At 46.2% G+C, this 24,012-nt stretch carries 24 protein-coding genes; all 24 read left to right on the top strand.

Annotated elements, in window-relative coordinates:
- Positions 1–102 precede the first annotated feature (102 nt).
- The 24 genes from EXZ60_RS06375 to fliR all read left to right on the top strand — a co-directional run bounded on the left by EXZ60_RS06375 (position 103) and on the right by fliR (position 24,005).
- Positions 103–1,236 (top strand): flagellin, encoded by a 1,134-nt coding sequence (locus tag EXZ60_RS06375; protein WP_277435465.1) that lies wholly within the window; start codon positions 103–105, stop codon positions 1,234–1,236.
- Positions 1,237–1,479: 243 nt separating this feature from the next.
- Entirely contained in the window at positions 1,480–2,613 is a 1,134-nt protein-coding gene (locus EXZ60_RS06370) for a flagellin (RefSeq protein WP_019281599.1), read from the top strand.
- A 285-nt stretch (positions 2,614–2,898) separates the two neighbouring features.
- Positions 2,899–4,029, top strand: a complete 1,131-nt coding sequence (locus EXZ60_RS06365; protein WP_026028066.1) for a flagellin — start codon at positions 2,899–2,901, stop codon at positions 4,027–4,029.
- Positions 4,030–4,103: 74 nt separating this feature from the next.
- Positions 4,104–4,532: a flagellar protein FlaG gene (gene flaG / locus EXZ60_RS06360; RefSeq protein ID WP_013856302.1), complete on the top strand. Its 429-nt coding sequence runs from the start codon at positions 4,104–4,106 to the stop codon at positions 4,530–4,532.
- Positions 4,533–4,554: 22 nt separating this feature from the next.
- A complete protein-coding gene (gene fliD / locus EXZ60_RS06355) occupies positions 4,555–6,555 on the top strand; it encodes a flagellar filament capping protein FliD (protein WP_277435464.1) in 2,001 nt (666 codons plus the stop codon).
- 1 nt (position 6,556) lies between these two features.
- Positions 6,557–6,862 (top strand): flagellar protein FliT, encoded by a 306-nt coding sequence (locus EXZ60_RS06350; protein WP_277435463.1) that lies wholly within the window; start codon positions 6,557–6,559, stop codon positions 6,860–6,862.
- 10 nt (positions 6,863–6,872) lie between these two features.
- Positions 6,873–7,283: a flagellar export chaperone FliS gene (gene fliS, locus EXZ60_RS06345; RefSeq protein WP_010318718.1), complete on the top strand. Its 411-nt coding sequence runs from the start codon at positions 6,873–6,875 to the stop codon at positions 7,281–7,283.
- Positions 7,284–7,531: 248 nt separating this feature from the next.
- On the top strand, positions 7,532–8,998 hold the full coding sequence (locus EXZ60_RS06340) for a sigma-54 dependent transcriptional regulator (RefSeq protein WP_088729045.1): 1,467 nt from the start codon (positions 7,532–7,534) through the stop codon (positions 8,996–8,998).
- A gap of 129 nt (positions 8,999–9,127) precedes the next feature.
- On the top strand, positions 9,128–10,186 hold the full coding sequence (locus EXZ60_RS06335; RefSeq protein ID WP_013856306.1) for an ATP-binding protein: 1,059 nt from the start codon (positions 9,128–9,130) through the stop codon (positions 10,184–10,186).
- Positions 10,186–11,595, top strand: coding sequence for a sigma-54 dependent transcriptional regulator (locus EXZ60_RS06330; protein ID WP_026028065.1), 1,410 nt, complete (start codon positions 10,186–10,188; stop codon positions 11,593–11,595). Before EXZ60_RS06335 ends, EXZ60_RS06330 begins: the two co-directional genes overlap by 1 nt.
- Before the next feature lie 84 nt (positions 11,596–11,679).
- Positions 11,680–11,991, top strand: coding sequence for a flagellar hook-basal body complex protein FliE (gene fliE, locus EXZ60_RS06325; RefSeq protein ID WP_010318714.1), 312 nt, complete (start codon positions 11,680–11,682; stop codon positions 11,989–11,991).
- A gap of 14 nt (positions 11,992–12,005) precedes the next feature.
- A complete protein-coding gene (gene fliF, locus EXZ60_RS06320) occupies positions 12,006–13,748 on the top strand; it encodes a flagellar basal-body MS-ring/collar protein FliF (protein ID WP_017042743.1) in 1,743 nt (580 codons plus the stop codon).
- The gene (gene fliG, locus EXZ60_RS06315) at positions 13,741–14,784 is read left to right on the top strand and encodes a flagellar motor switch protein FliG (RefSeq protein WP_017042742.1); all 1,044 of its coding nucleotides are present in this window, start codon (positions 13,741–13,743) and stop codon (positions 14,782–14,784) included. The genes fliF and fliG overlap by 8 nt, the downstream gene beginning before the upstream one ends.
- Before the next feature lie 30 nt (positions 14,785–14,814).
- Complete coding sequence (gene fliH, locus EXZ60_RS06310; RefSeq protein ID WP_017042741.1) at positions 14,815–15,618, top strand: flagellar assembly protein FliH; 804 nt, start codon at positions 14,815–14,817, stop codon at positions 15,616–15,618.
- Positions 15,618–16,940 carry a flagellar protein export ATPase FliI gene (gene fliI, locus EXZ60_RS06305; protein WP_013856312.1) on the top strand — a complete coding sequence of 441 codons (1,323 nt, stop codon included), beginning with the start codon at positions 15,618–15,620 and terminating at the stop codon, positions 16,938–16,940. The genes fliH and fliI overlap by 1 nt, the downstream gene beginning before the upstream one ends.
- A 3-nt stretch (positions 16,941–16,943) precedes the next feature.
- Positions 16,944–17,396 (top strand): flagellar export protein FliJ, encoded by a 453-nt coding sequence (fliJ, locus tag EXZ60_RS06300; RefSeq protein WP_010318709.1) that lies wholly within the window; start codon positions 16,944–16,946, stop codon positions 17,394–17,396.
- 172 nt (positions 17,397–17,568) lie between these two features.
- Entirely contained in the window at positions 17,569–19,614 is a 2,046-nt protein-coding gene (locus EXZ60_RS06295; protein ID WP_277435462.1) for a flagellar hook-length control protein FliK, read from the top strand.
- A gap of 33 nt (positions 19,615–19,647) precedes the next feature.
- The gene (fliL, locus tag EXZ60_RS06290) at positions 19,648–20,145 is read left to right on the top strand and encodes a flagellar basal body-associated protein FliL (protein ID WP_017042738.1); all 498 of its coding nucleotides are present in this window, start codon (positions 19,648–19,650) and stop codon (positions 20,143–20,145) included.
- A 7-nt stretch (positions 20,146–20,152) separates the two neighbouring features.
- A complete protein-coding gene (fliM, locus tag EXZ60_RS06285) occupies positions 20,153–21,205 on the top strand; it encodes a flagellar motor switch protein FliM (protein ID WP_017042737.1) in 1,053 nt (350 codons plus the stop codon).
- Between the two features lie 17 nt (positions 21,206–21,222).
- Positions 21,223–21,633, top strand: coding sequence for a flagellar motor switch protein FliN (gene fliN / locus EXZ60_RS06280; RefSeq protein WP_010318705.1), 411 nt, complete (start codon positions 21,223–21,225; stop codon positions 21,631–21,633).
- Positions 21,634–21,666: 33 nt separating this feature from the next.
- On the top strand, positions 21,667–22,047 hold the full coding sequence (gene fliO, locus EXZ60_RS06275; protein WP_013856319.1) for a flagellar biosynthetic protein FliO: 381 nt from the start codon (positions 21,667–21,669) through the stop codon (positions 22,045–22,047).
- A gap of 46 nt (positions 22,048–22,093) precedes the next feature.
- The gene (fliP, locus tag EXZ60_RS06270; RefSeq protein WP_017042736.1) at positions 22,094–22,933 is read left to right on the top strand and encodes a flagellar type III secretion system pore protein FliP; all 840 of its coding nucleotides are present in this window, start codon (positions 22,094–22,096) and stop codon (positions 22,931–22,933) included.
- An 11-nt stretch (positions 22,934–22,944) separates the two neighbouring features.
- Positions 22,945–23,214 (top strand): flagellar biosynthesis protein FliQ, encoded by a 270-nt coding sequence (fliQ, locus tag EXZ60_RS06265; RefSeq protein WP_013856321.1) that lies wholly within the window; start codon positions 22,945–22,947, stop codon positions 23,212–23,214.
- 8 nt (positions 23,215–23,222) lie between these two features.
- Positions 23,223–24,005 (top strand): flagellar biosynthetic protein FliR, encoded by a 783-nt coding sequence (gene fliR / locus EXZ60_RS06260; RefSeq protein ID WP_013856322.1) that lies wholly within the window; start codon positions 23,223–23,225, stop codon positions 24,003–24,005.
- Positions 24,006–24,012: the final 7 nt, after the last annotated feature.

The following is a 24,012-nucleotide window of genomic DNA, read 5'->3' as shown; positions in this document are numbered from 1 at the left end:
GGACCGAGCCTTGTGCTCGGTTTTTCTTTTTAAGCATTTTATGTAAAGAAAAGCGTCTACTGTCCGATAAAGAGATCATTCATTCTATGGCATGGGTCTGTTATGGCAATTACCGTTAATACCAATGTTTCCGCTTTGATTGCGCAGCGCCACTTAGGCTCAGCAAGCGAAATGTTGAATCAATCTTTGGAGCGTCTTGCTTCCGGGAAGCGTATTAATAGTGCCAAAGATGATGCTGCGGGTTTACAAATTTCGAATCGCCTTGAGTCGCAAATGAGGGGCTTAGATGTCGCTGTACGCAATGCTAATGATGGCATTTCAATCATGCAGACTGCTGAAGGTGCAATGCAAGAGACCACCAGCCTGCTTCAGCGTATGCGAGATCTCTCTTTGCAGTCGGCGAATGGCGCGAACAGTAAAGCGGATAGGCAAGCTTTACAGGAAGAAATGAGCGCCTTGAACGATGAATTAAACCGAATTGCTGAAACCACCTCTTTTGGTGGTCGTAAGTTACTGAATGGTTCGTTTGGTCAATCCTCATTTCAGATAGGGGCGAGCTCTGGCGAAGCAGTGCAAGTTTCGTTAAAAAATATGCGTTCAGACAGTTTGGATATGGGGGGCTTTAGCTATGTTGCGGCAGGCATGGTGGATAGCCAGTGGCGGGTGACACAAGAGAATCGGCAGCTCACCATGAGCTATACCGACGCCAAGGGAAAACAGCACAACATTCAAATCCAAGCAAAAGTAGGGGACGATATTGAAGAGTTGGCAACCTACATCAATGGGCAAACCGATAAAGTATCGGCTTCAGTCAACGACAAAGGACAGCTACAGCTGTTCATGGCGGGTAAAGAAACCTCTGGGACTATTGATTTTAAAGGTAGCTTAGCCAATCAGTTGCAAATGAATGTGACGGGATATGAAGCAGTAGACACTATTGATATTACCGAAGTCGGTGGTGCGCAGCGGGCGGTTGCCGTCATTGATACCGCAATGCAGTACGTTGATAGCCATCGCTCTGAGTTAGGCGCGTTGCAAAACCGTTTTAACCACGCCATCAACAACCTCGACAACGTACATGAAAACCTCGCTTCTTCAAACAGTCGAATTAAAGATACTGACTATGTGAAAGAGACCACCCAAATGGTAAAACAGCAAATCCTACAACAAGTCAGTACCTCTATTCTTGCGCAAGCCAAAAAACAGCCAAACCTAGCATTGGCCTTACTTCGCTAGCGATAAAAATCAACAATTATCGACATTTATCAACAACTCTTTAGCGAAATTATTACCTTTTTGGTGGGTTTTTGACCTCTCGTCCTGTTTTTTACACTAAACACATTTTTTTTAAGAAAATTGAAAAAAAATCCTCAAGCTTTGGAAAATACCGCCGTTATAAAAAGTAACTTTGAGAGAACTATTTGGTTTTCCGAGACGTCGGAAACCGGAAACATCGGAAAATCAATTGGAGTAATCACCATGGCAGTTAATGTAAATACCAACGTATCAGCGATGACAGCACAGCGTTACCTAAACAGCGCTAGCAATGCACAACAAACATCAATGGAACGCCTATCTTCTGGCTTTAAAATCAACAGCGCAAAAGATGATGCGGCAGGCCTACAAATCTCTAACCGTTTGAATGTTCAGAGCCGCGGTCTTGACGTAGCAGTACGTAATGCGAATGACGGTATTTCTATTGCACAAACCGCTGAGGGTGCGATGAATGAAACGACCAACATTTTGCAACGTATGCGTGACTTGTCACTACAATCAGCTAACGGCTCAAACTCAAAAGCAGACCGTGTAGCGATTCAAGAAGAAGTAACCGCTCTGAATGACGAGTTAAACCGTATCGCAGAAACCACATCATTTGGTGGTAACAAATTACTTAACGGTACTTTTGAAACTAAGTCATTCCAAATCGGTGCGGATAACGGTGAAGCCGTCATGCTTAGCCTAAACAACATGCGTAGTGACAATGCTATGATGGGCGGCACAAGCTACCAAGCGGCGAACGGCAAAGATAAAGATTGGTCAGTTCAAGCCGGCAGCAACGATCTACAAATCACACTGAAAGATACTTCAGGTACAGATCAGACTATCAATATCTCAGCTAAAGAAGGCGATGATATTGAAGAGTTGGCGACTTACATCAACGGCCAAACTGATATGGTGAAAGCATCTGTTGATGATGAAGGAAAACTACAAGTCTTCGCTGGCAGTAATAAAGTAGAAGGCCCTGTAACATTCGCAGGCGGTCTTGCTGGTGAGCTCGGCATGCAAGCTGGTCAAGCTGTTACCGTAGATGTCATTGATGTGACCTCTGTGGGTGGCGCTCAAGAATCGGTTGCCATTGTTGATGCTGCACTGCAATTTGTAGATAGCCATCGCGCACAATTAGGTGCATTCCAAAATCGCTTTAGCCATGCAATCAGCAACTTAGATAACATTAACGAAAACGTGAGTGCTTCTAAGAGCCGCATTAAAGATACTGACTTTGCCAAAGAAACAACAGCGCTTACTAAGTCGCAAATTCTTTCTCAAGCATCAAGCTCAGTGCTGGCTCAAGCAAAACAAGCGCCACAAGCGGCACTTAGCTTACTTGGCTAAAAGAGCCCAATAGCTCAAGAGTTACCCTTAATGAAAATCCAGCCTCGGCTGGATTTTTTTGCTTAGCGGCAAAGTGGAAAAAGTGTTAGTTGATGCAGCATTATCTTTCTTACTTTTTGACGCTAATCACATTTCTCATGCTCGCTGCATAAATTTTAAAAAAAGGCTTATTTTTTTCTAAAGGATATAAATCTTTCGCCGTTAAAGGATACGAGAGAAATGAGGTGTACCGACGTGAGGTGAGAGACACGGAAGTACATCAACACAATGCCTAAGGAGATCAATATGGCAATTAATGTAAGCACTAACGTGTCTGCAATGACCGCACAGCGTTATTTAAATAACGCCGCTGATGGTACGCAGAAATCGATGGAGCGTCTGTCATCGGGCTATAAAATCAATAGCGCGCGTGATGATGCAGCGGGTCTACAAATCTCAAACCGTTTAACGTCACAAAGCCGTGGCTTAGATATGGCGGTAAGAAACGCAAATGATGGTATCTCCATTGCACAAACCGCAGAGGGTGCAATGAATGAAACCACCAATATCTTGCAACGTATGCGAGATCTTTCTTTGCAATCAGCAAACGGTTCTAACTCAAGTTCAGAACGCCAAGCGATCCAAGAGGAAGTCTCAGCACTCAATGATGAATTAAACCGTATTGCTGAAACAACCTCGTTTGGTGGTAATAAACTGCTAAATGGTTCGTTTGGTAATAAATCTTTCCAAATTGGTGCCGATTCTGGTGAAGCTGTGATGCTTTCCATGAGCGACATGCGTTCTGACACAAAAGCGATGGGCGGTAAGAGTTATGTCGCGACAAATGGCAAAGCGCCTGACTGGTCAGTCACCAATGCGACGGATCTGACTCTGAGCTATACTGATAAACAAGGAGAAGCTCGCGAAGTCACCATTAACGCTAAAGCGGGTGATGACTTAGAAGAGGTCGCTACTTACATTAATGGTCAAAATGGTGACATCAAAGCTTCAGTCGGTGATGAAGGTAAACTGCAACTGTTTGCCGCCAATCAAAAAGTCTCAAGCGATGTCACTATTGGTGGTGGACTGGGTACTGAAATTGGTTTTGCTGCAGGTAAAGACGTAACCGTCAAAGACATCAATGTCACAACGGTTGGCGGCTCTCAGGAAGCTGTAGCTTTGATTGATGGTGCACTAAAGGCCGTTGATAGCCAACGCGCCTCGTTAGGTGCATTCCAGAACCGTTTCGGTCATGCCATCAGTAACCTTGATAACATCAACGAGAACGTCAACGCTTCTCGTAGTCGAATTAAGGATACTGATTATGCCCGTGAAACAACCCAAATGACGAAGTCGCAGATTTTGCAGCAAGCGAGTACGTCAGTTTTGGCACAGGCGAAGCAGTCACCATCTGCAGCTCTTAGTCTATTGGGTTAACCGATAGGCGAATGGAGCTTTGTGGGGAAAGCAGTGTTTTCACTGCCAACCTATGAGGTGGAAGGGAGATTGTTATGGAAATACCATCCTACACATCGAACATCCAGCCTTACGGCTCGCAAAGTGGCATTAAATTTGCTTCAGAAAACGATGGCGCGACACGCGCTTCCTCGAAACAAAATGAGGTGAATCGTACTGAACAGTTAAGAAATAGGCAAAACCAAAGCGTTGAAGCGGCAATCGAGCTTGCACAGCAACGAGAGCAGATCAACAAATCGGAAAGAGCCAAGATGGTAGAGCAGATGAATGAATTTATCTCATCTATCAACAAAGACTTAGCGTTTAGAGTCGATGAAGAATCAGGACGGGATGTTGTGACGATTTATGAAGCCAGTACTGGTGACATTATTCGTCAGATCCCGAACGAGGAAATGCTAGAGGTTTTGCGACGCCTTGCCAGACAAAAAGACCACAGTACAGGTTTATTGGTTGCTAAGGTGTAATCGTAGTTTTTGAGGTGATTTAATGAGCTTAGGCCCGATGGGTATGAATACTGGCATGGATATCAATTCCTTGGTCAGCAAAATTGTCAATGCAGAGCGCGTTCCGAAGCAGCAACGTATTGATAATGAGCTTGGCCAAATTGATGCCAGTATCAGTGCCTACGGCCGGCTCAAAGAGTCGCTGGATACGATGAAAAATCTTATGACGAATTTTCGTCAGGAGAAGGCTTTCGCTTTGCGAAAAGTCGATACTACTGATGAAAACGTCGTCTCCGCGACAGCCACCACTGACGCAATAGCAGGTAAATATGCTATCGATGTGTTGCAGCTTGCACAGAGCCATAAAGTTGCCTCGGATGTTTTAGAGAAAGAGGCAAAGTTTGGTCCTGGTAAGCTGCAGATTTCACTTGGTGATCAGAAGTTTGATGTTGATGTCCAAGCCAATTCAAAATTGATTGATATCGTTCGCGGTATCAACAGCACTAAAACCAATCCCGGAGTTCGTGCTTCGGTAATCAATGATGTTGAAGGACCACGTTTGATTGTGGCCTCTAATCTATCTGGAAAAGATCATGACATTAAAATTAATGCTCAGTCTGATGCCGGAAATCCGCTCAAAAATCTAGAATACAAAACGCTGGAAGAACGCGTTAAAGATTTAGAAAAAGCACGCGCTGCAGCGCAACAAATCATTGCACCACTCACGCCAGCTCAACAAGCTATCGCTGCAAAAGTCGCCGAGAAAATAGGTGCGGCGGCACGCGAAGTTGACCAAAGTATGGCGAGTGGTGTTCAAGAAGTCGCCGGGCAAGTAGCTGCCGACGGTAAAGTCGCTAATGCTGCCGGTGAATTAACCGATGCCGCCGTCAAAGCTGCTGCCGCCGCCGGTGTTGCTGCCAATAAATATCTGAAACCGCAAGATCGTATTCCAGGGTGGACTGAAACCGCCTCTGGCACCTTGCTCGATTCCTACTATGAACCTGAGCCAGAGCTTGATGCAACTGCGTTAGAAAAAGCGCCAGATGTGCCCGGTTGGACCAATACTGCTTCTGGTACTTTGGTTGACTCCTATGTCACCCCCAAAGACGCGCAAGCCAAGCTTGAACAGCAATTAGCAGCTGAAAAAGCCGCGGTTGCGGCGGCGGTGCGTAGTGGTGAACTGACGCCAGAGCAAGCCAAGCAGAAAGAGCGTGAAAAGCTTGACCCGCAAGAGCGTGAGTATTTAGATAAAGTGGACAAAGCAGATGCTGAACTTAGAGCGGCACAAGCATCGTTTGACGCCTATCAAGGTATGACTCAAGTACAAGCAGGCCAAGATTCCGTGGTGGTTTTGGACGGTGTGGCGACCCTTTCTAGCAACAACAACGTGATTGAAGATGCAATTGAAGGGGTTGATTTGACCCTTAAAGGGCAAACGGGCAAAGGCAAACCACCGGCTGAAATTGGCATCGAATATGACCGCAAAACCGTGCGCGATGATATTGAACAATTTGTCGCGGCGTATAATCAGTTTTATCAGGTCTCTAAAGAACTTGGAGGCGTTGACCCTCGGACTGGCCAAGCTGGGCCACTGGCGGGTGACAGTATTGTGCGCAGTGCAGACTCCCGCCTACGTAGTGTTTTTTCGACTAGAATTGAGCAGGCTCCAGAAGAGATCAAAAGTCTGATTGAGTTTGGTATTACCACCACACGCCAAGGGACACTTGAAATTAACTACGACATGCTAGATCGCCAACTCAATAACAACTTTAATAAGCTAGGTGAGTTCTTTGGTGGAAACCAAGGATTTGCCAAACGGGTTGAAGATGCTATTCAGAGCATGACGGGGGTGACGGGATCGATTCGCACACGCGAAAAAAGCTTAGTAGAACGCAACTACCGTGTGGCGGACGACCAAGCGGCACTTGATCGCCGCATGGACAGTTTGGAGAAGCGAACGCATTCTAAGTTTTCAGCAATGCAAGACGCGACCAGTAAAATGCAGAACCAATTAGCTGGTATGATGAATGCGTTAGGCGGCTGATATGGAGCAGCAACTCGACCTTTTAAGTGATCTAGATCACCAAATAAGAGCAATGCTTGTCATTGATGAAATTAATACTGAAGAAATCAATCATCTTGTCGATAAAAGGGAACGGATATTGCAAAACTTACTGACGCATGCGTCAGAAAATCCACAGTTTGCAATGTCGAACCAATGGCGAGAGGCTATTGATGAAACTAAACATCTTGTTGAACTGATGCAGTCAAAAACGGTCGAGATCGGTAGAACGCTCCAAAAATACCGACACGGTAATAAATCCGTTCAGCAATACAAAAAGTTTTTATAAGAGGAAGACTATGCGCGGTTCTTTACAGGCATACAAAAAGGTATCAGTGGATAGCCAGCTCAGTGCGGCCTCGCCGCATAAAGTCGTACAAATGTTGATGGCGGGTGCCATTGAACGCCTTATTCAAGCAAAAGCAGCAATGCTACAGGGCAATATCCCAAGTAAGGGTGAGCGCCTTGGTAAAGCATTGGATATCATTATTAGCTTACGCAGTTGCTTATCGATGAGTGATGGCGGGGATATTGCAAAAAATTTAGATCAGCTTTATGAATTTATGATCACTCAGATCACCGAAGCGAATCATCAAAATGACCCGCAACCACTGGATGATGTGATCGACATCATTCGAGAAATTAAATCAGCATGGGATCAAATCCCTCCTGAATACCACAATCTAACGGCAAGCGAAGTGGGCATATAAGTTATTTATAAAACTTTAGGCACTTATTTTTTAAAGTTTTAACTGATGTCACACCAGCTCATTGCTTGGTTGCCTTATTTTTTTTATTCCATAGAATAGAAGCCATTACTAGCCTAATGGCTTTTTTTGTTGCTGAATTCCACAAATTGTCTATCGTTTAATCAAGTGATTATAGAAAAACAAAACTGAATAACGATTTTCAGAAGTGCGGCCACAATTTCTCTGATTTAAGGCAAATATTCTCACCTATGCAAGGTTTAGCAAAACTGCTTGTGATAGAAGACGATCCGCAGATCCGTCTCAATCTAAGTAACATTTTAGAATTTGTTGGAGAGCACTGCGAGGCGATCGAGTCATCCCAAATCAAGGATATTGATTGTTCAAGATTGTGGGGGGGCTGCATTATTGGATCGCTAAAAAGTGAGCAGTTAACTGATGAGATAGCTCAGTGGTTGACTAAGGCCAACTATATTCCACTTCTAATGGCAAACAAGCAGCCATATTCATTGGAAGAATTTACTCAATACGTCGGTGAACTTGAGTCACCCCTTAATTATCCTCAACTGAGTGACGCATTACGACATTGCAAAGAATTTTTAGGACGTAAAGGCGTGCAAGTTCCCTCTACATCGCGTAAGAATACCTTATTTCGTAGCCTTGTAGGCCAAAGTCATGGTATCCAAGAAGTTCGTCATTTGATTGAGCAAGTCTCAGGCACAGAAGCTAATGTGCTGATCTTAGGTGAATCTGGAACGGGCAAAGAAGTGGTTGCGCGTAACATCCATTATCATTCTGCACGCCGCAACGGCCCGTTTGTGCCGATTAACTGTGGTGCGATTCCGGCTGATTTACTTGAAAGTGAATTATTTGGTCATGAAAAAGGGGCGTTTACCGGAGCGATAACCGCGCGTAAAGGTCGTTTTGAGCTTGCCGAAGGCGGTACTTTATTTCTCGATGAGATCGGTGATATGCCGATGTCGATGCAGGTAAAGTTGTTGCGTGTGTTGCAAGAACGCTGCTTTGAACGTGTGGGCGGTAATACCACCATTAAAGTGAATGTGCGTGTGGTGTCAGCGACTCACCGCAATTTAGAAAACATGATTGATGATGAATCATTTCGTGAAGATCTTTACTATCGACTCAATGTTTTCCCAATTGAAATGCCAGCGCTAAAAGATCGCAAAGACGACATCCCATTGCTGTTACAAGAACTCATGACACGTATGGAAGCGGAAGGTGGACAGCCATTTTGTTTTACCCCGCGAGCAGTCAATTCGTTAATGGAACATAATTGGCCGGGCAATGTTCGTGAGCTAGCGAATTTAGTTGAGCGGATGATCATTCTCTATCCAAATAGTCTCGTCGACGTCAATCATTTACCAACTAAATACCGCTATAGTGATATTCCAGAATTCCAACCAGAGCACAGCTGCTATGGTTCTGTTGAAGACCAAGAACGTGATGTGCTGGCGGGTATTTTCTCTGAAAACTTCAGTTTTGAAGACGTCGAAGAGATGCACGAAAATCTCAACGCACCGCAGTCATTGCCTCCTGAAGGCGTGAATTTGAAAGAGCTATTGGCGGACTTGGAAGTCAATATGATCAACCAAGCCCTTGAAGCTCAAGGCGGAGTGGTAGCGCGTGCGGCAGATATGCTGGGTATGCGCCGTACGACCTTGGTTGAAAAAATGCGTAAATACAATATGCAACGGTGATTCAAAAACAGCATGGGTAAAGTTTAGTCAATATATTGGCAATGGATTAATTCTTTGATTTTAAAGAAAAATAGCCTGGCATGTATTTTGCGTGTTAGGCTATTGTTGTTTTATAGGTAGAATTTCGACATGCAGTCTCCTGACACACCCATTAATCAATCTCACTTAGATTCTGTAGAGGATCAAGTTGAGCGCTATAAACAGGTTCTTGATGTGATGCCTGCTGGCGTCATTTTGCTCGATACTCAAGGCGTAGTCAGAGAAGCTAACCCTGAAGCTCAGCGGTTATTGCAAGTCCCATTGGCGGGTGAAAAATGGTATTCCGTCATTCAAAGTGCTTTTGCGCCGAGAGAAGATGATGGGCATGAAATCTCGCTGCGCAATGGTCGTAAAGTTAGATTAGCCATTTCAGCATCAGCAACAGGCCAATTGATATTAATCACCGATTTAACCGAAACTCGGTTACTTCAATCGCGCATCAGTGATTTACAGCGCTTATCCTCACTCGGTCGAATGGTGGCGTCTTTGGCACACCAAGTTCGCACACCGTTATCCAGTGCCATGCTCTATGCCTCAAATTTAGGTGCGCCTAACTTGCCAAACGCTACAAGAGAGCGTTTTCAGTCTAAGCTGATGGATAGGCTTCATGATCTTGAAAAACAAGTCAATGATATGTTGTTGTTTGCCAAAGGTGGTGACAATAAAGTCATTCAGCCGTTTACAGTGACAGACTTGGTCAGCGAATTTGTTCCCATGGTGGAAACGGCATTAAAAAATAGCGCAATTGATTATCATCAGGAAGTGGAACAAGAAGGGACTGTGGTATTAGGCAATGCAAATGCCATTGCCTCTGCACTGAGTAACTTAGTGATGAACGCGATACAAATTGCGGGTAAGGCGTCGCAAATTGATGTCTTTTTTCGCCCGGTAAATGGTGAGCTGAAAATCTCGGTACAAGACAGTGGCCCGGGAGTCCCTGCTGCGTTGCAAAGTAAAATTATGGAACCGTTTTTTACCACTCGCTCACAAGGAACGGGGTTAGGGTTAGCGGTGGTACAAATGGTCTGCCGCGCCCATGATGGGCGATTGGAATTAATTTCAGAAGAAGGGGAGGGTGCCTGCTTTACTATGTGCATTCCACTCGAGCGTCATGCCCCTTCTTCACCAACAGAGACTGGAGAAGGATGATGGCTCAAAGCAAAGTCTTAATCGTTGAAGATGATGAAGGTCTACGCGAAGCGTTAGTCGATACTTTGGCGCTGGCCGGTTATGAATGGCTGGAAGCTGATTGCGCCGAAGATGCACTGATTAAACTCAAAGCACATCCTGTTGATATTGTTGTCTCTGACGTTCAAATGGCTGGCATGGGTGGCCTTGCACTGCTGCGCAACATCAAACAGCATTGGCCTAATTTACCCGTGTTGCTGATGACGGCGTACGCCAATATTGAAGATGCGGTCTCGGCGATGAAAGAGGGCGCCATTGATTACATGGCAAAACCCTTTGCCCCCGAAGTGCTGCTCAACATGGTTAGCCGTTACGCGCCAGTGAAATCGGATGATAACGGTGATGCGGTTGTTGCAGATGAGAAAAGCCTGCGCTTATTGTCACTTGCCGACAAAGTGGCAAAAACCGATGCTAACGTCATGATTTTGGGCCCAAGCGGCTCTGGAAAAGAGGTCATGTCTCGCTACATTCATAACTCATCTCCGCGTAAAGATGGGCCATTTGTGGCGATCAACTGCGCCGCCATTCCAGACAACATGCTCGAAGCCACCTTATTTGGTTATGAAAAAGGGGCATTTACAGGAGCGGTACAAGCTTGTCCGGGTAAATTTGAACAAGCACAAGGTGGGACCATTTTACTCGATGAGATCAGCGAGATGGATCTGAACCTACAAGCAAAACTGCTGCGTGTACTCCAAGAGCGTGAAGTGGAACGCTTGGGGGGGCGTAAAAGCATTAAGCTTGATGTCCGCGTATTGGCGACCAGCAACCGCGACCTAAAGCAGTATGTGCAGGAAGGCAATTTCCGTGATGATTTATATTATCGCCTCAACGTCTTTCCAATCTCATGGCCAGCGCTACGTGACCGCAAAGGGGATATTGAACCGCTGGCTCACCACCTTGTAGAGCGTCACTGCACTAAACTTGGTTTACCTGTGCCTCGTATCGCGCCGCAAGCCATTAACAAGTTGCTTAGTTACGCTTGGCCGGGCAACGTCCGTGAACTTGATAACGTCGTGCAACGCGCGCTGATTTTGAGCGAGCAAGGAGACATTGCAAGTGAACATATCTTGTTGGAAGGGGTTGATTGGCAAGATGCTAGCAGCCTGCAACAAGTTGTAGAGCGCAGCGATATTGCCACACCAGAGATTAAGCCTGTAGCACAAGCCGAAGTGAACAAGTTGTTTAATAACAATGGCGCTGCATTGGGTGATGAGCTGAGAGATCAAGAGTACACCATTATCATGGATACTTTAGTCGAGTGCCAAGGCCGCCGTAAAGAGATGGCAGATAAGCTCGGAATTAGCCCTAGGACACTGCGTTACAAATTAGCAAAAATGCGTGATGCAGGAATTGATATCCCGAATTAACCCCAAAGTGGGTGATGGCATATAAATTGCTGCATCACAGAAAGAAGCAGCACAGCAGTCAAAGATTTGGCGTTAGAGGTAGCAATGAGACTTGATGGTTTAAACAGCGAAATGCAAACAATGATGTTGGAAGCAACCAATGCTCGTCCTACGGCAACTGGACAAAGTGTGAGTGCTGATTTTGGCGACATGCTTTCCAAAGCCATTAATAACGTGAACAGTTTGCAAAAGACCTCAGGTAATTTACAAACCCGCTTTGATCGGGGAGATGAAAATGTCTCACTATCGGATGTGATGATTGCTCGTAACAAGTCGAGTGTAGCCTTTGAAGCGACGATTCAAGTTCGAAATAAACTTGTTGAAGCCTACAAAGAACTCATGAATATGCCCGTATAAATTAGGTAGCCGCCGTGGCAGAAGATAAGCAAACAACCGATCTTACCGTGACCAGTGGTTCTGACCACGCTTTAATGGCGAGCTCAGATCTAGACATGGACACGCAAAACCCAGATCTTGAAGAGAAGAGTTCATCCAAAAGTGATTTTGCGATGGGCGACTTGGACTTGTTGCGCCAGGTGGTGTTAGTCCTTTCTATTTCCATCTGTGTCGCGCTGATTGTCATGTTGTTCTTTTGGGTTCGAGAACCTGAAATGCGCCCACTTGGCGCTTATGAAACCGAAGAACTTATTCCTGTCCTCGATTATCTTGATCAGCAGAAACTAACCTACAAATTAGATGGTAATACTATCTTAGTGCCATCCAGTGAATACAACAGCTTAAAACTCAACCTCGTCCGTGCAGGGTTAAATCAAAACAAGCAAGCGGGCGATGAAATCTTGATGCAAGATATGGGCTTTGGTGTTTCTCAGCGCCTTGAGCAAGAGCGACTTAAACTTAGCCGTGAACGTCAGCTTGCCAAAGCGATTGAAGAGATGAAGCTCGTCAATAAAGCTCGTGTGTTATTGGCATTGCCAAAACAAAGCGTATTTGTTCGTCATAACCAAGATGCATCCGCATCTGTCTTTCTTACCTTACGAACTGGCGCGAACCTCAAACAAGAAGAGGTCGACTCTATTGTCGATATGGTCGCCAGTGCCGTGCCAGGGATGAAACCCAATCGAATTACCGTAACTGATCAACATGGCCGTTTGCTCAGTTCAGGCTCTCAAGACCCCGTGTCTTCTGCTCGTCGTAAAGAACAAGAACTTGAACGCAAGCAAGAAGAGGCGCTGCGTGAAAAAATTGATTCGGTATTAATACCAATTCTAGGTTTTGGTAATTATACCGCCCAAGTGGATATCCAACTGGATTTCAGTGCCATTGAACAAACGCGTAAACGTTTTGATCCCAATACTCCCGCAACTCGCAGTGAATATACGCTTGAAGATTATAACAACGGTAGTATGGTCGCTGGTGTCCCGGGTGCATTAAGTAATCAACCCCCAGCGGATGCTTCGATCCCTCAAGACGTTGCGCAGATGAAAGATGGTTCGATACTCGGGCAAGGTTCTGTGCACAAGGAAGCCACTCGCAATTTTGAACTCGATACCACCATTAGCCATGAGCGCAGGCAGTCCGGTGTTGTTAACCGACAAACGGTGGCGGTGGCGATTAAAAACCGATCATCGGTTAACCCAGAGACTGGCGAAGTCACCTATACTCCCTTGAGCGAAAGTGAAATTAGCGCCGTGCGACAAGTCTTGATTGGGACGGTTGGCTTTGATGAAAACCGTGGCGATTTATTGAATGTCTTGAGCATGCAATTTGCCGTGCCTGAAGTTGAGTCAATGGTTGATGTCCCTATTTGGGAACATCCAAACTTCAACGATTGGGTACGCTGGTTTGCTAGTGCCTTGGTTATTGTGGTTGTTGTGCTGGTGCTGGTGCGCCCTGCACTGAAAAAACTGCTCAACCCTGCTGCGGATGATGATGACCCAATGTACGGACCTGATGGTTTACCCATTGGTGCTGATGGTGAAACCAGTTTAATTGGCAGTGGTATTGACGGCGGTGATCTCTTTGAGTTTGGTTCCGGTATTGATTTGCCAAACTTACACAAGGATGAGGATGTACTGAAAGCGGTGCGTGCTCTGGTGGCCAATGAGCCTGAACTTGCGGCTCAAGTAGTGAAGAATTGGATGCAAAATGCCTGAAGATAAAAATGGAACTGAAGTGGAAGAATCAAAGATCGATATATCAACGATTTCTGGTGATGAAAAAGCGGCTATTTTGTTGTTGAGCTTAAACGAAGAGGACGCCGCAGGCATCATCCGCCATCTTGAACCTAAGCAGGTACAACGAGTCGGTAGCGCGATGGCGAAAGCGAAAGAGCTTAGCCAAGAAAAAGTGGGCGCGGTGCATCGTGCTTTCCTCGAAGATATTCAGAAATACACCAATATCGGTATGGGCAGCGAAGACTTTATGCGTAACGCGCTTATCGCTGCATTAGGTGCCGATAAAGCCAATAACTTGGTCGATCAAATTTTGCTTGGTACGGGTTCAAAAGGGTTGGATTCATTGAAATGGATGGATCCGCGACAAGTGGCGAGCATCATTGTTAATGAACACCCACAAATCCAAACCATTGTTTTATCGTATTTAGAACCGGATCAATCGGCTGAAATTTTGGCGCAGTTCGCACAGCGTGACAGTTTAGATTTGCTAATGCGTATTGCTAACCTTGAAGAAGTACAACCTTCTGCATTAGCTGAGCTAAATGAAATCATGGAGAAACAGTTCGCAGGCCAAGCGGGTGCGCAAGCAGCGAAAATTGGTGGTTTGAAAGCGGCGGCCGATATCATGAACTACCTCGATAATAATCTTGAGGGCTTGCTCATGGATCAGATGCGTGAGCAAGATGAAGACATGGCAACGCAGATCCAAGATCTGATGTTCGTGTTCGAAAACTTAGTCGAAGTCGACGACCAAGGCATTCAAAAATTGCTGCGTGATGTACCGCAAGATGTGCTGCAAAAAGCACTCAAAGGTGCTGATGATGCCTTGCGCGAGAAGATCTTCAAAAACATGTCAAAACGTGCTGCTGAGATGATGAAAGATGATCTGGAAGCCATGCCTCCGATTAAAGTATCAGATGTCGAAGCGGCGCAAAAAGAGATTCTGGCGATTGCACGTCGCATGGCCGACAGTGGCGAAATTATGCTGTCTGGCGGCGCAGACGAATTCTTATAATCTAACCCTGACTCAACAATAGGTAGCATTATGTCTGGAGAAAGAAAACGCGGCTTTTTACGTTTAGATGCAGACGCTAATATTGAACAAGCCAAAAAGTGGGGGTTGCCGGACTACGGCGCAGAGATCAATAAAAAAGCCAAAGAAACGGCAATGAACTACGACCCCGGTTGGATGCCAAGTTTTGATGAGCCAGTGGCTGAAGAGCCGTTGCAACTCAGCGAAGAAGAGATTGGCCAGATCAAACAAGGGGCTTATCAAGAAGGTTTGCATCAAGGTCAAGAAGCCGGATTCAAACAAGGTTATGAAAAAGGCAAAGAAGAAGGTCTGATTGCAGGACACCAAGAAGGTGTTGAGCAAGGCAAAACCGAGGGTGTCGCTGAAGGGCAAATTCTCATCCAGCAGCAGGTTGATATTTTCGTTGGTCTTGCCAATCAATTTGCTCAACCGCTAGAGTTGATGAATGCCCAAGTCGAAAAACAGCTGGTCGATATGGTTTTAACCTTGGTCAAAGAAGTCGTTCACGTTGAGGTACAAACCAATCCGCAAGTGATCTTAGATACCGTCAAATCGTCGGTTGAATCCCTGCCTGTATCCGGTCATGCCATCACATTAAAACTCCATCCAGAAGATGTTGACGTGATTCATTCTGCTTATGGCGAAAAAGAACTGGATTTCCGAAACTGGACATTGGTCAAAGAACCAGCATTAAATCGCGGTGACGTCCAGATTGAAGCTGGTGAGTCGAGTGTGAATTATCGAATGGAAGATCGCATTCGTAGCGTGTTGAAAAGTTTTTGTGGCACCAATCGTCACCAACAAGGTGATCAATAGTGTTGTCTCTTGCCGATCGCCTTAGTCAATACAAAACTGAAGGGTTAACCTGCCGCCCAATGGCATCGGGCAAATTGGTCCGTGTGGTTGGTTTAACCCTTGAGGCTACTGGTTGTAAAGCCCCTATTGGTAGCTTATGTAAAGTAGAAACCATGTCCGGAGAAATGGAAGCGGAAGTGGTTGGCTTTTCTGGCGATAACCTCTATCTGATGCCCAGCGAACAGATAACAGGCGTACTGCCCGGAGCTAAAGTTACCCCAATGACAGGGGATGCGGGGCTACCTGTCGGGATGGAGCTGCTTGGACGGGTGATTGATGGTGTCGGTAATCCACTCGATGGGCTGGGGCCTATTTATACCGAAAAGCGCGCATCGTTTAATGCTGACCCCATCAATCCATTAGCTCGCAAACCCATAACAGAACCTCTGGACGTTGGCCTAAAAGCGATCAACGGTTTACTGACGGTGGGTAAAGGGCAGCGGATTGGTTTATTTGCTGGTTCTGGTGTCGGTAAATCTGTAACGCTTGGCATGATGACTCGTGGCACAACCGCTCAAGTGGTGGTGGTGGGGCTGATTGGTGAACGTGGCCGCGAAGTAAAAGAGTTTATAGAAGAGATTTTAGGCGTTGATGGACGTCAACGTTCAGTTGTAGTAGCCGCGCCTGCGGACTCCTCACCGCTGATGCGTTTAAAAGGCTGTCAAACCGCGTTAGCGATTGCGGAATACTTTCGTGATCAAGGGTTAGATGTATTGCTACTAATGGACTCGTTGACTCGTTTTGCCCAAGCGCAACGTGAAATTGCGTTATCTGTCGGTGAGCCGCCAGCCACAAAAGGTTATCCGCCGTCGGTGTTTGCTAAACTGCCCGCCTTGGTTGAACGAGCGGGAAATGGCGGTCCTCACCAAGGATCGATTACCGCTTTCTTTACCGTGCTCACCGAAGGGGATGATCTACAAGACCCGATCGCTGATGCATCGCGAGCCATTCTTGATGGTCACATTGTTTTATCACGTGAAATGGCCGATGCCGGACATTACCCAGCGATTGATGTAGAGAAATCGGTCAGCCGTGTCATGCCACAAATCACCACCGATGAGCATCTGTTGATGTCGAAAGCGGTGCGTCAAATACTCTCCATCTGCCGGAAAAATCAAGATCTCGTCTCTATCGGTGCTTACAAGCCGGGGACGGACCCTGCGATTGACAGTGCATTTACGCTAAAACCTAGGCTGGATGAATATTTGCAGCAAGGGATGAAGGATTCGGTTCCTTACGACATGTGCGTCAATATGCTCAAGCACGTTTTGCAAGTGGGGTAATCGATGGATAACGCACTCGAGTTTCTGCTTGATCAAGCCAAAGACAAAGAAGAAAAAGCCGTGATGGCGTTATCTAAATCGCGTGATGAGCTAGAGAGTTATTACAAGCAGTTAGCGCAGATTGAACAATACCGACTGGATTATTGTCAGCAGCTTATGGAGCGCGGTATGTCAGGTTTGACGGCGAGCCAATATGGACACTTAAACCGATTTCTTACCCAGTTAGATGAAACCCTTGTCAAACAAAGAGATGCAGAACAACACTTCAAAAATCAGGTAGAGAATTGCCAAGAGCATTGGATGGAAGTGAGAAAACAGCGACGCTCTTACGAATGGCTCATTGAAAAAAAACAGATAGAAGCGCAACGTCTGCAAGATAAACGAGAGCAGAAGCAGATGGATGAGTTTTCTACACTGCTCTTTAGTCGGCAACGTTCTAATCAACACAAGTTTTAAGCAACATAAGTTTTAATCAAAATAAGTTTTAAGTCACTGACGCCTCAAGTCGTCAACGTGTCCAATAAGATGGGTGTCATACTTTCTTATCGATATTGAAGGCTTGGCTCATTTCTTGCTTCTGACTAATCACGGAGTTCATTAGGTTAATCCACTGCGCCATCGTCAAAAAATGATGAAACATGGCTTACTGGCCAATAATGAATCCGCGTCATCCTCTGTTTTTAGTGCGAGCATCATGGATATGAATGTAAATATTACAACACCATCCGACACCTCTAAAATGGCCAGCGTGAGTAAAGCAGGCTCTGATGCGGTGAGTGAAGGTTCTGAATCTCAAGGTTTTTTTGAAAAACTGACCGCCCTCATTATGGGTCGTAGCACTGAATCTTCGGCAGAAACCGACTTTAAGGCGCTGGATGAGGGAGCTGTGCTCACCGATGACGTGGCAGCCCAAAGTAGCGATGCCTTGTTAGATAAAGAACTTGGTGAGGCATTGAGTGAAGAGGCTGATCTTACTACCGTGCAAACAAAATCACCCCCTTCAGCAGAGGTTGATGACTCCGCTCTTCAGCAGAAAACAGCACAAGTGATGAGCGATGGCGATGAAATCCTTGGCCGTTTAAATAGCGCCAATCAAGCACTTGCTGACCAAAACGGCAAAACCTTGCCACAAAACACTCATCCGGTAGACGTGCAAATCGACGACAACGCAGGTGACTCCTCGGATCAAGTGGAGAAAAAAGCGCCAGCGGCTGCGCAAATATCAGCACAGGATACATTCGCTAAACCCACTACTGACCCAGTAGCACCGACGTCAGTGAATGAGCAAGCTCCATTATCTGATCAGCACATCACGGAACAAGATGCAGAGCGTGTGCTGCCTATTCAGCAGGGCAAAGAGCGTTTGATTGCTGCGGAAGGGTCACCTACGGCATCAAGCTTAAGCGCAGAGACTGAAGAGAATGGTGAACTCAGCCTGCCGGAATCAGTCCGAAAATTCATTCAGCCGCCTCAAGATACAAAGTCAGTGCAAGCAAGCGCTTTGTCGCAAGCGATAGAAGATGAGGCCACTTTACTTGCCACAACTGAAGTTGGCGATGCAGCAGTTAACGCGGTGGTAAAAAGTGACAACGCCATGCCCATAGAGCCATCACCTTTGGTTGAAGCGCAAGCACTTGATTCACAATTGACGACAAATTTAGCAGAGGGCAAGTTGCCACTCTCTCCATCTACGAATACACCTCAAACCGATTCGGAAAATGATCAGCAAGGACTGTCCACAGAGGCGTTATTGACTGCCGCTGCCATTCCTTGGGCGAACACAGTTATTGCCGAAGGGCAAGCATTACCTCTAGATGTTGCACAAAGTGAAACGGTCCTCAAGGGTAAAAATACGCCGGTTTCATTAGCCCATTCTGTTCAGCAAGCCTTAGCTCAGCAACAATCTCAAACCATGCAGGCTGCCGTGGCGGCAGACAAAGCCGCACTAGCATCGTCACCTCTTGTGACAGCAAGCAATGAGTTATCCAATGTACAAATACAACAGTTAGCGAATGCGGCCGCGATACCAGCTGCAACCCATGCAGAATTGCCACTCAACCCCGCGCTATTCAAAGCCGGATTAGGCGCGAAAGCGTTATCGGGTGTGAATGATGCAGGGTCGGCTCAAGAGCAAAAAGAGGGCACATTAGCGCAGCAGCTTTCGAGTGCTTTGGGGCAACATGGTTTGAACGCGACGCAGAGCCGTGCTGACAACTTGCAAGCCGCGCAACAGCCTCCTTTGTTGCTTAACCGAGAAATGGCCAGTGAGCAAATGGCGGAACGGCTGCAAATGATGATGTCGAAAAACCTTAAACATGTCGATATTCGCTTAGATCCACCGGAATTGGGGCGTTTACAAATTCGTATGAATATGAATGGTGATCATACGACGGTTCATTTTACGGTCGCTAACCATCAAGCACGTGATGTGATTGAACAATCTATGCCAAGGCTACGAGAAATGTTGGCACAACAAGGTGTGCAGTTGGGTGAGACCTCTGTCCAACAACAGAGCGCTGGTCAGCAACAAGCGCGCTACACTGCTGACGGGGATGCTCAATCTGGTCAATTGGCGCGCAACGGAAGCTATTTAGACGAAGAAAACCTTGATACAGACGTCAAACTTGATTTGAATGTCGCATCAAAGCGTGATGGAATCAGTTATTACGCTTAAACTAACATTAAAATAACGACATAGAGAAACATTATGGCTGATGAAGAGTTAGGCGCGGAAGCCCCCAAAGGGAAGAAAAAACTGCTGATTATCGTTATTGCTGCCGTAGTGTTACTGCTTGGTGGTGGTGCAGCTTTCTTTTTGATGAGCGGAGATGAGGCTGAAGCCACGAGTGAGCAAGCCCCCGCAGCGCAGCAAGCTTTGCCAACGGATCCTGTGGCTTACGTTAATATTGCACAGCCGTTTGTGTTTAACGTCACGGGTGATAAGAAAGATCGTTTGGTGCAAATCAAAGTGCAGTTGATGGTGCGAGGTTCAGAAAACGAAAGCCTTGCACGTTACCATTCACCTTTAGTGGAAAGTTCTTTACTGGCCACTTTTGCGTCTGCCACTGTGGAACAGCTTCGTAGCCCTACCGGGCGAATTGAGCTGAGAGATAAGGCAACAGATGATATTAAAGCGGCACTCACTAAAGCGGTTGGGCAACCTGTGATCGAAAAAGTGTTGTTTACCGATTTTGTAATGCAGTAGGTGAGAAGTGACTGATTTATTAAGCCAAGACGAAATTGATGCCCTGCTCCATGGTGTAGACAGTGTTGATGAGGCGGAAGACGATGACGATGTTGACGGTAAGCCGGCGATTAATTTTGACTTCTCTTCACAAGACCGCATCGTTCGTGGGCGTATGCCTACGCTGGAGCTTATCAACGAACGTTTTGCTCGTCATATGCGCATTAGCTTGTTTAACATGTTGCGCAAAACCGCCGAGGTGTCGATTAACGGCGTACAAATGATGAAGTTTGGTGAATACCAAAATACGCTTTATGTTCCGACTAGTTTGAACATGGTGCGTTTTCGTCCATTAAAAGGGACCGCGTTGGTCACGATGGAAGCGCGCTTGGTGTTCATTTTGGTAGAGAATTTTTTTGGTGGCGATGGCCGTTTCCACGCTCGAATTGAAGGGCGAGAATTTACACCAACAGAACGGCGCGTCATTCAATTACTGTTAAAAATTGTCTTTGGCGACTACAAAGAAGCTTGGTCACCAGTGATGGGCGTTGAGTTTGAATACTTGGATTCTGAAGTGAACCCAAGTATGGCTAACATCGTCAGCCCAACGGAAGTGATCGTGGTGAGCTCGTTTCATATCGAAGTCGATGGCGGCGGTGGTGATTTCCACGTGGTCATGCCTTATTCGATGGTTGAACCCATTCGTGAGTTGCTCGATGCGGGTGTCCAGTCGGATAAAATGGAAACCGATGTGCGTTGGAGTTCTGCATTGCGCGAAGAGATCATGGATGTGCCCGTCAATTTCCGAGTCAATTTATTAGAGCAAGATATTTCATTGCGTGACTTAATGGATCTACAAGTAGGCGATATCATCCCAATTAAAATGCCCAAAAACGCAACGATGTTTGTTGAAGAGCTGCCTACTTACCGAGTGAAAATGGGTCGCTCTGGCGAAAAAATGGCTGTTCAAGTCTCTGAAAAAATCAAACGCCCTGATGTAGTAAAAACGGATCTCGCCTTTTTAGGCAAAGACATCATGTCTGAATTTGAAGATGATGACGAAGAAGATAACGAAGAATAATAGAGTAGGTAACGAAGATGGAACCAAGTGACGACCAAAGATTGGCAGACGAATGGGCAGCCGCATTAGGGGAAGACCCATCCGCGCCTAGTATTGATGTAGATGAAATTCTGGCCGCGCCTCTTGATGAATTAAAAGATACTTCGCCACCGATCACCGAAGATGAGCGCCGCAAACTTGATACGATCATGGACATTCCAGTGACCATTTCGATGGAAGTGGGGCGTTCGAAGATCAGCATTCGTAACTTACTGCAATTGAACCAAGGCTCAGTGGTTGAGCTTGATCGCATCGCGGGTGAGTCATTGGATGTGATGGTAAACGGCACCTTGATTGCTCATGGCGAAGTGGTAGTGGTTAACGATAAATTCGGTATTCGTTTAACCGATGTAATCAGCCAGACTGAGCGTATTAAAAAGCTGCGTTAGCATAACGTCAGTTTACGAGAAAGAAGTATTTGGATGAAAAAACTGATCGGTTTATTGCTCTGTTCAAGCCAGGCGATGGCAGCGCCGAATGATCACTTAGATTTAGCGACCACTTTCGGGTCGCTTTTGTTCGTTATTGCGCTAATTCTCTTTTTGGCTTGGGTGTTAAAACGCATGCGAGTGCCCACGTTCGGTAATCAAAAAGGGCTGAGCATTGTACGTCAACTGCCGGTGGGTACTAAAGAGCGTATCGTTATTGTGCAAGCGGGAGAAGAACAATTTCTCGTCGGAGTCACGTCACAATCCGTCCAATTGATCGCCAAATTAGATGCCCCACTCAAACAGGAGGAGGCTGAGGTCAGTCCGTTTGCCGGTCAACTGACTCAGCTGCTAAAGAAAAATGACAAGAAATAGTCGCACGGCCTCATTGGGTTACCTTGCTCATCTATGGCATCTTTCTATGTTGCTGGTGGCATTATTGTTTACCCCGTTTGCGTTTTCAGAGCAAGAGTTAGCCACGCCAATTCCTTCCAGCGCCGTAGGCGCAGAAACGGTGACAGTAACGGCGATGAATAAAGACAGTGGTGCCTCTAAAACGATAGCCGCTGGTAGCGTCAGTGGTGGTGGCGGTATTCCAGCATTTACCATGACGACCAATTCAGATGGCAGTCAAGATTACTCGATCAATCTACAAATTTTAGCCTTGATGACCATGTTAGGTTTTTTGCCTGCCATGGTCATTTTGATGACTTCCTTTACACGTATCGTGATTGTGATGTCGATCTTGCGCCAGGCAATGGGTCTGCAACAAACGCCGTCAAACCAAGTAATTATCGGCATCGCTATTTTTCTCACTTTTTTCATTATGTCACCAGTCATCAATGCCATTAATGAGCAAGCTGTGCAGCCGTATCTCAATGAGCAGATGACGGCGCGTCAAGCGTTTGATACGGCTCAAGAGCCACTAAAAGCCTTCATGCTGAAACAGACGCGAGTCAAAGATTTAGAAACCTTTGTTGAGATATCGGGCTCTGACGCAACCAATCCTGAAGAGGTCTCGATGGCGGTGCTGATCCCTGCGTTCATCACCTCGGAGCTAAAAACGGCGTTTCAAATCGGCTTTATGCTATTTTTGCCCTTTTTAATCATTGATTTAGTGGTGGCGTCTGTTTTGATGGCGATGGGTATGATGATGCTTTCGCCGATGATCGTCTCGCTGCCTTTTAAACTCATGCTGTTTGTACTAGTGGATGGATGGAACTTGATCCTCTCAACGCTAGCCGGCAGTTTTGCTTTATAGCGGGGGCGCGAATGACTCCTGAAGTCTTTGTTGAGCTGTTTCGAGACGCACTGTGGATGGTGCTTATCATGGTGTGCGCCATCATCATCCCGAGTTTGTTGATTGGCTTAGTGGTCGCCATTTTCCAAGCCGCGACCTCAATTAACGAACAGACGTTGAGCTTTTTACCGCGTCTCATTGTGACGTTACTGGCACTGATGTTCTTTGCCCATTGGATGACGCAGATGTTGATGGAGTATTTCTTCTCTATCGTTGAACGGCTACCACAGGTGCTGTACTAGGAGCTTGAATGGAGTACCCAACAAGCCTCGTTTTAGAGTGGATTGCTAGCTATTTTTGGCCCTACACTCGTATTTCCGCCATGCTGATGGTGATGTCAGTCACTGGGGCCCGCTTTGTTCCGACCCGAGTGCGGCTCTACTTAGGTTTGGCTATTACCTTCGCCGTGATGCCCGCGATTCCTGCCGTTTCAGAGACCGTTGAACTACTTTCATTTAAAGGTTTTTTGACCACCTTTGAGCAGATTATTATTGGCGTTGCAATGGGCATGATCACCCAGTTTATAATCCAAACCTTTGTTATGCTTGGCCAAATATTGGGTATGCAAGCCAGCTTAGGTTTTGCTTCAATGGTCGACCCCGTAAACGGGCAGAACACCCCTTTGCTTGGTCAATTGTTTATGTTTTTAGCGACCTTGTTCTTCTTAGCAACCGATGGTCATTTAAAGATGATCCAACTGGTGGTATTCAGTTTCAAAACCTTGCCTATTGGCGATGGGGCATTAACGACCGTGGATTTTCGTGAGCTCGCATTGTGGCTGGGAATTATGTTTAAAGTGGCGCTGAGTATGTCTCTTTCTGGCATCATTGCGCTATTAACCGTCAACTTATCATTTGGTGTGATGACTCGTGCAGCCCCTCAGCTCAACATTTTCTCGTTGGGTTTTGCGTTTGCGCTTTTGGTCGGCTTGCTACTCTGTTGGTATATTTTAGGCGGCCTGTATAGTCACTACGAACTATTCTGGTTAGAAGGCGAGCAACAAATTTGTCGCCTTATCCGTATGAACTGTTAGGAGGCGC

This window comes from Vibrio sp. 1151_11 (genome assembly GCF_029478525.1).
Lineage (GTDB): Bacteria > Pseudomonadota > Gammaproteobacteria > Enterobacterales > Vibrionaceae > Vibrio > Vibrio anguillarum.
The sequence above is the reverse complement of the archived record's forward strand: the minus strand, read 5'-3'. Positions and strand labels throughout refer to the sequence as shown.

What these genes read in the sequence shown, in the direction of transcription:
- EXZ60_RS06350 (WP_277435463.1), top strand. Translation starts at nt 6,557, where the DNA reads ATGGAGCAGCAACTCGACCTTTTAAGTGATCTAGATCACCAAATAAGA.
- EXZ60_RS06335 (WP_013856306.1), top strand. Translation starts at nt 9,128, where the DNA reads ATGCAGTCTCCTGACACACCCATTAATCAATCTCACTTAGATTCTGTA.
- fliG (WP_017042742.1), top strand. Translation starts at nt 13,741, where the DNA reads ATGCCTGAAGATAAAAATGGAACTGAAGTGGAAGAATCAAAGATCGAT.
- fliN (WP_010318705.1), top strand. Translation starts at nt 21,223, where the DNA reads ATGGAACCAAGTGACGACCAAAGATTGGCAGACGAATGGGCAGCCGCA.
- fliP (WP_017042736.1), top strand. Translation starts at nt 22,094, where the DNA reads ATGTTGCTGGTGGCATTATTGTTTACCCCGTTTGCGTTTTCAGAGCAA.
- EXZ60_RS06340 (WP_088729045.1), top strand. Translation starts at nt 7,532, where the DNA reads ATGCAAGGTTTAGCAAAACTGCTTGTGATAGAAGACGATCCGCAGATC.
- EXZ60_RS06330 (WP_026028065.1), top strand. Translation starts at nt 10,186, where the DNA reads ATGGCTCAAAGCAAAGTCTTAATCGTTGAAGATGATGAAGGTCTACGC.
- fliE (WP_010318714.1), top strand. Translation starts at nt 11,680, where the DNA reads ATGAGACTTGATGGTTTAAACAGCGAAATGCAAACAATGATGTTGGAA.
- flaG (WP_013856302.1), top strand. Translation starts at nt 4,104, where the DNA reads ATGGAAATACCATCCTACACATCGAACATCCAGCCTTACGGCTCGCAA.
- fliL (WP_017042738.1), top strand. Translation starts at nt 19,648, where the DNA reads ATGGCTGATGAAGAGTTAGGCGCGGAAGCCCCCAAAGGGAAGAAAAAA.
- fliJ (WP_010318709.1), top strand. Translation starts at nt 16,944, where the DNA reads ATGGATAACGCACTCGAGTTTCTGCTTGATCAAGCCAAAGACAAAGAA.
- fliO (WP_013856319.1), top strand. Translation starts at nt 21,667, where the DNA reads ATGAAAAAACTGATCGGTTTATTGCTCTGTTCAAGCCAGGCGATGGCA.
- fliQ (WP_013856321.1), top strand. Translation starts at nt 22,945, where the DNA reads ATGACTCCTGAAGTCTTTGTTGAGCTGTTTCGAGACGCACTGTGGATG.
- EXZ60_RS06375 (WP_277435465.1), top strand. Translation starts at nt 103, where the DNA reads ATGGCAATTACCGTTAATACCAATGTTTCCGCTTTGATTGCGCAGCGC.
- fliH (WP_017042741.1), top strand. Translation starts at nt 14,815, where the DNA reads ATGTCTGGAGAAAGAAAACGCGGCTTTTTACGTTTAGATGCAGACGCT.
- EXZ60_RS06295 (WP_277435462.1), top strand. Translation starts at nt 17,569, where the DNA reads ATGATGAAACATGGCTTACTGGCCAATAATGAATCCGCGTCATCCTCT.
- EXZ60_RS06365 (WP_026028066.1), top strand. Translation starts at nt 2,899, where the DNA reads ATGGCAATTAATGTAAGCACTAACGTGTCTGCAATGACCGCACAGCGT.
- fliS (WP_010318718.1), top strand. Translation starts at nt 6,873, where the DNA reads ATGCGCGGTTCTTTACAGGCATACAAAAAGGTATCAGTGGATAGCCAG.
- EXZ60_RS06370 (WP_019281599.1), top strand. Translation starts at nt 1,480, where the DNA reads ATGGCAGTTAATGTAAATACCAACGTATCAGCGATGACAGCACAGCGT.
- fliR (WP_013856322.1), top strand. Translation starts at nt 23,223, where the DNA reads ATGGAGTACCCAACAAGCCTCGTTTTAGAGTGGATTGCTAGCTATTTT.
- fliD (WP_277435464.1), top strand. Translation starts at nt 4,555, where the DNA reads ATGAGCTTAGGCCCGATGGGTATGAATACTGGCATGGATATCAATTCC.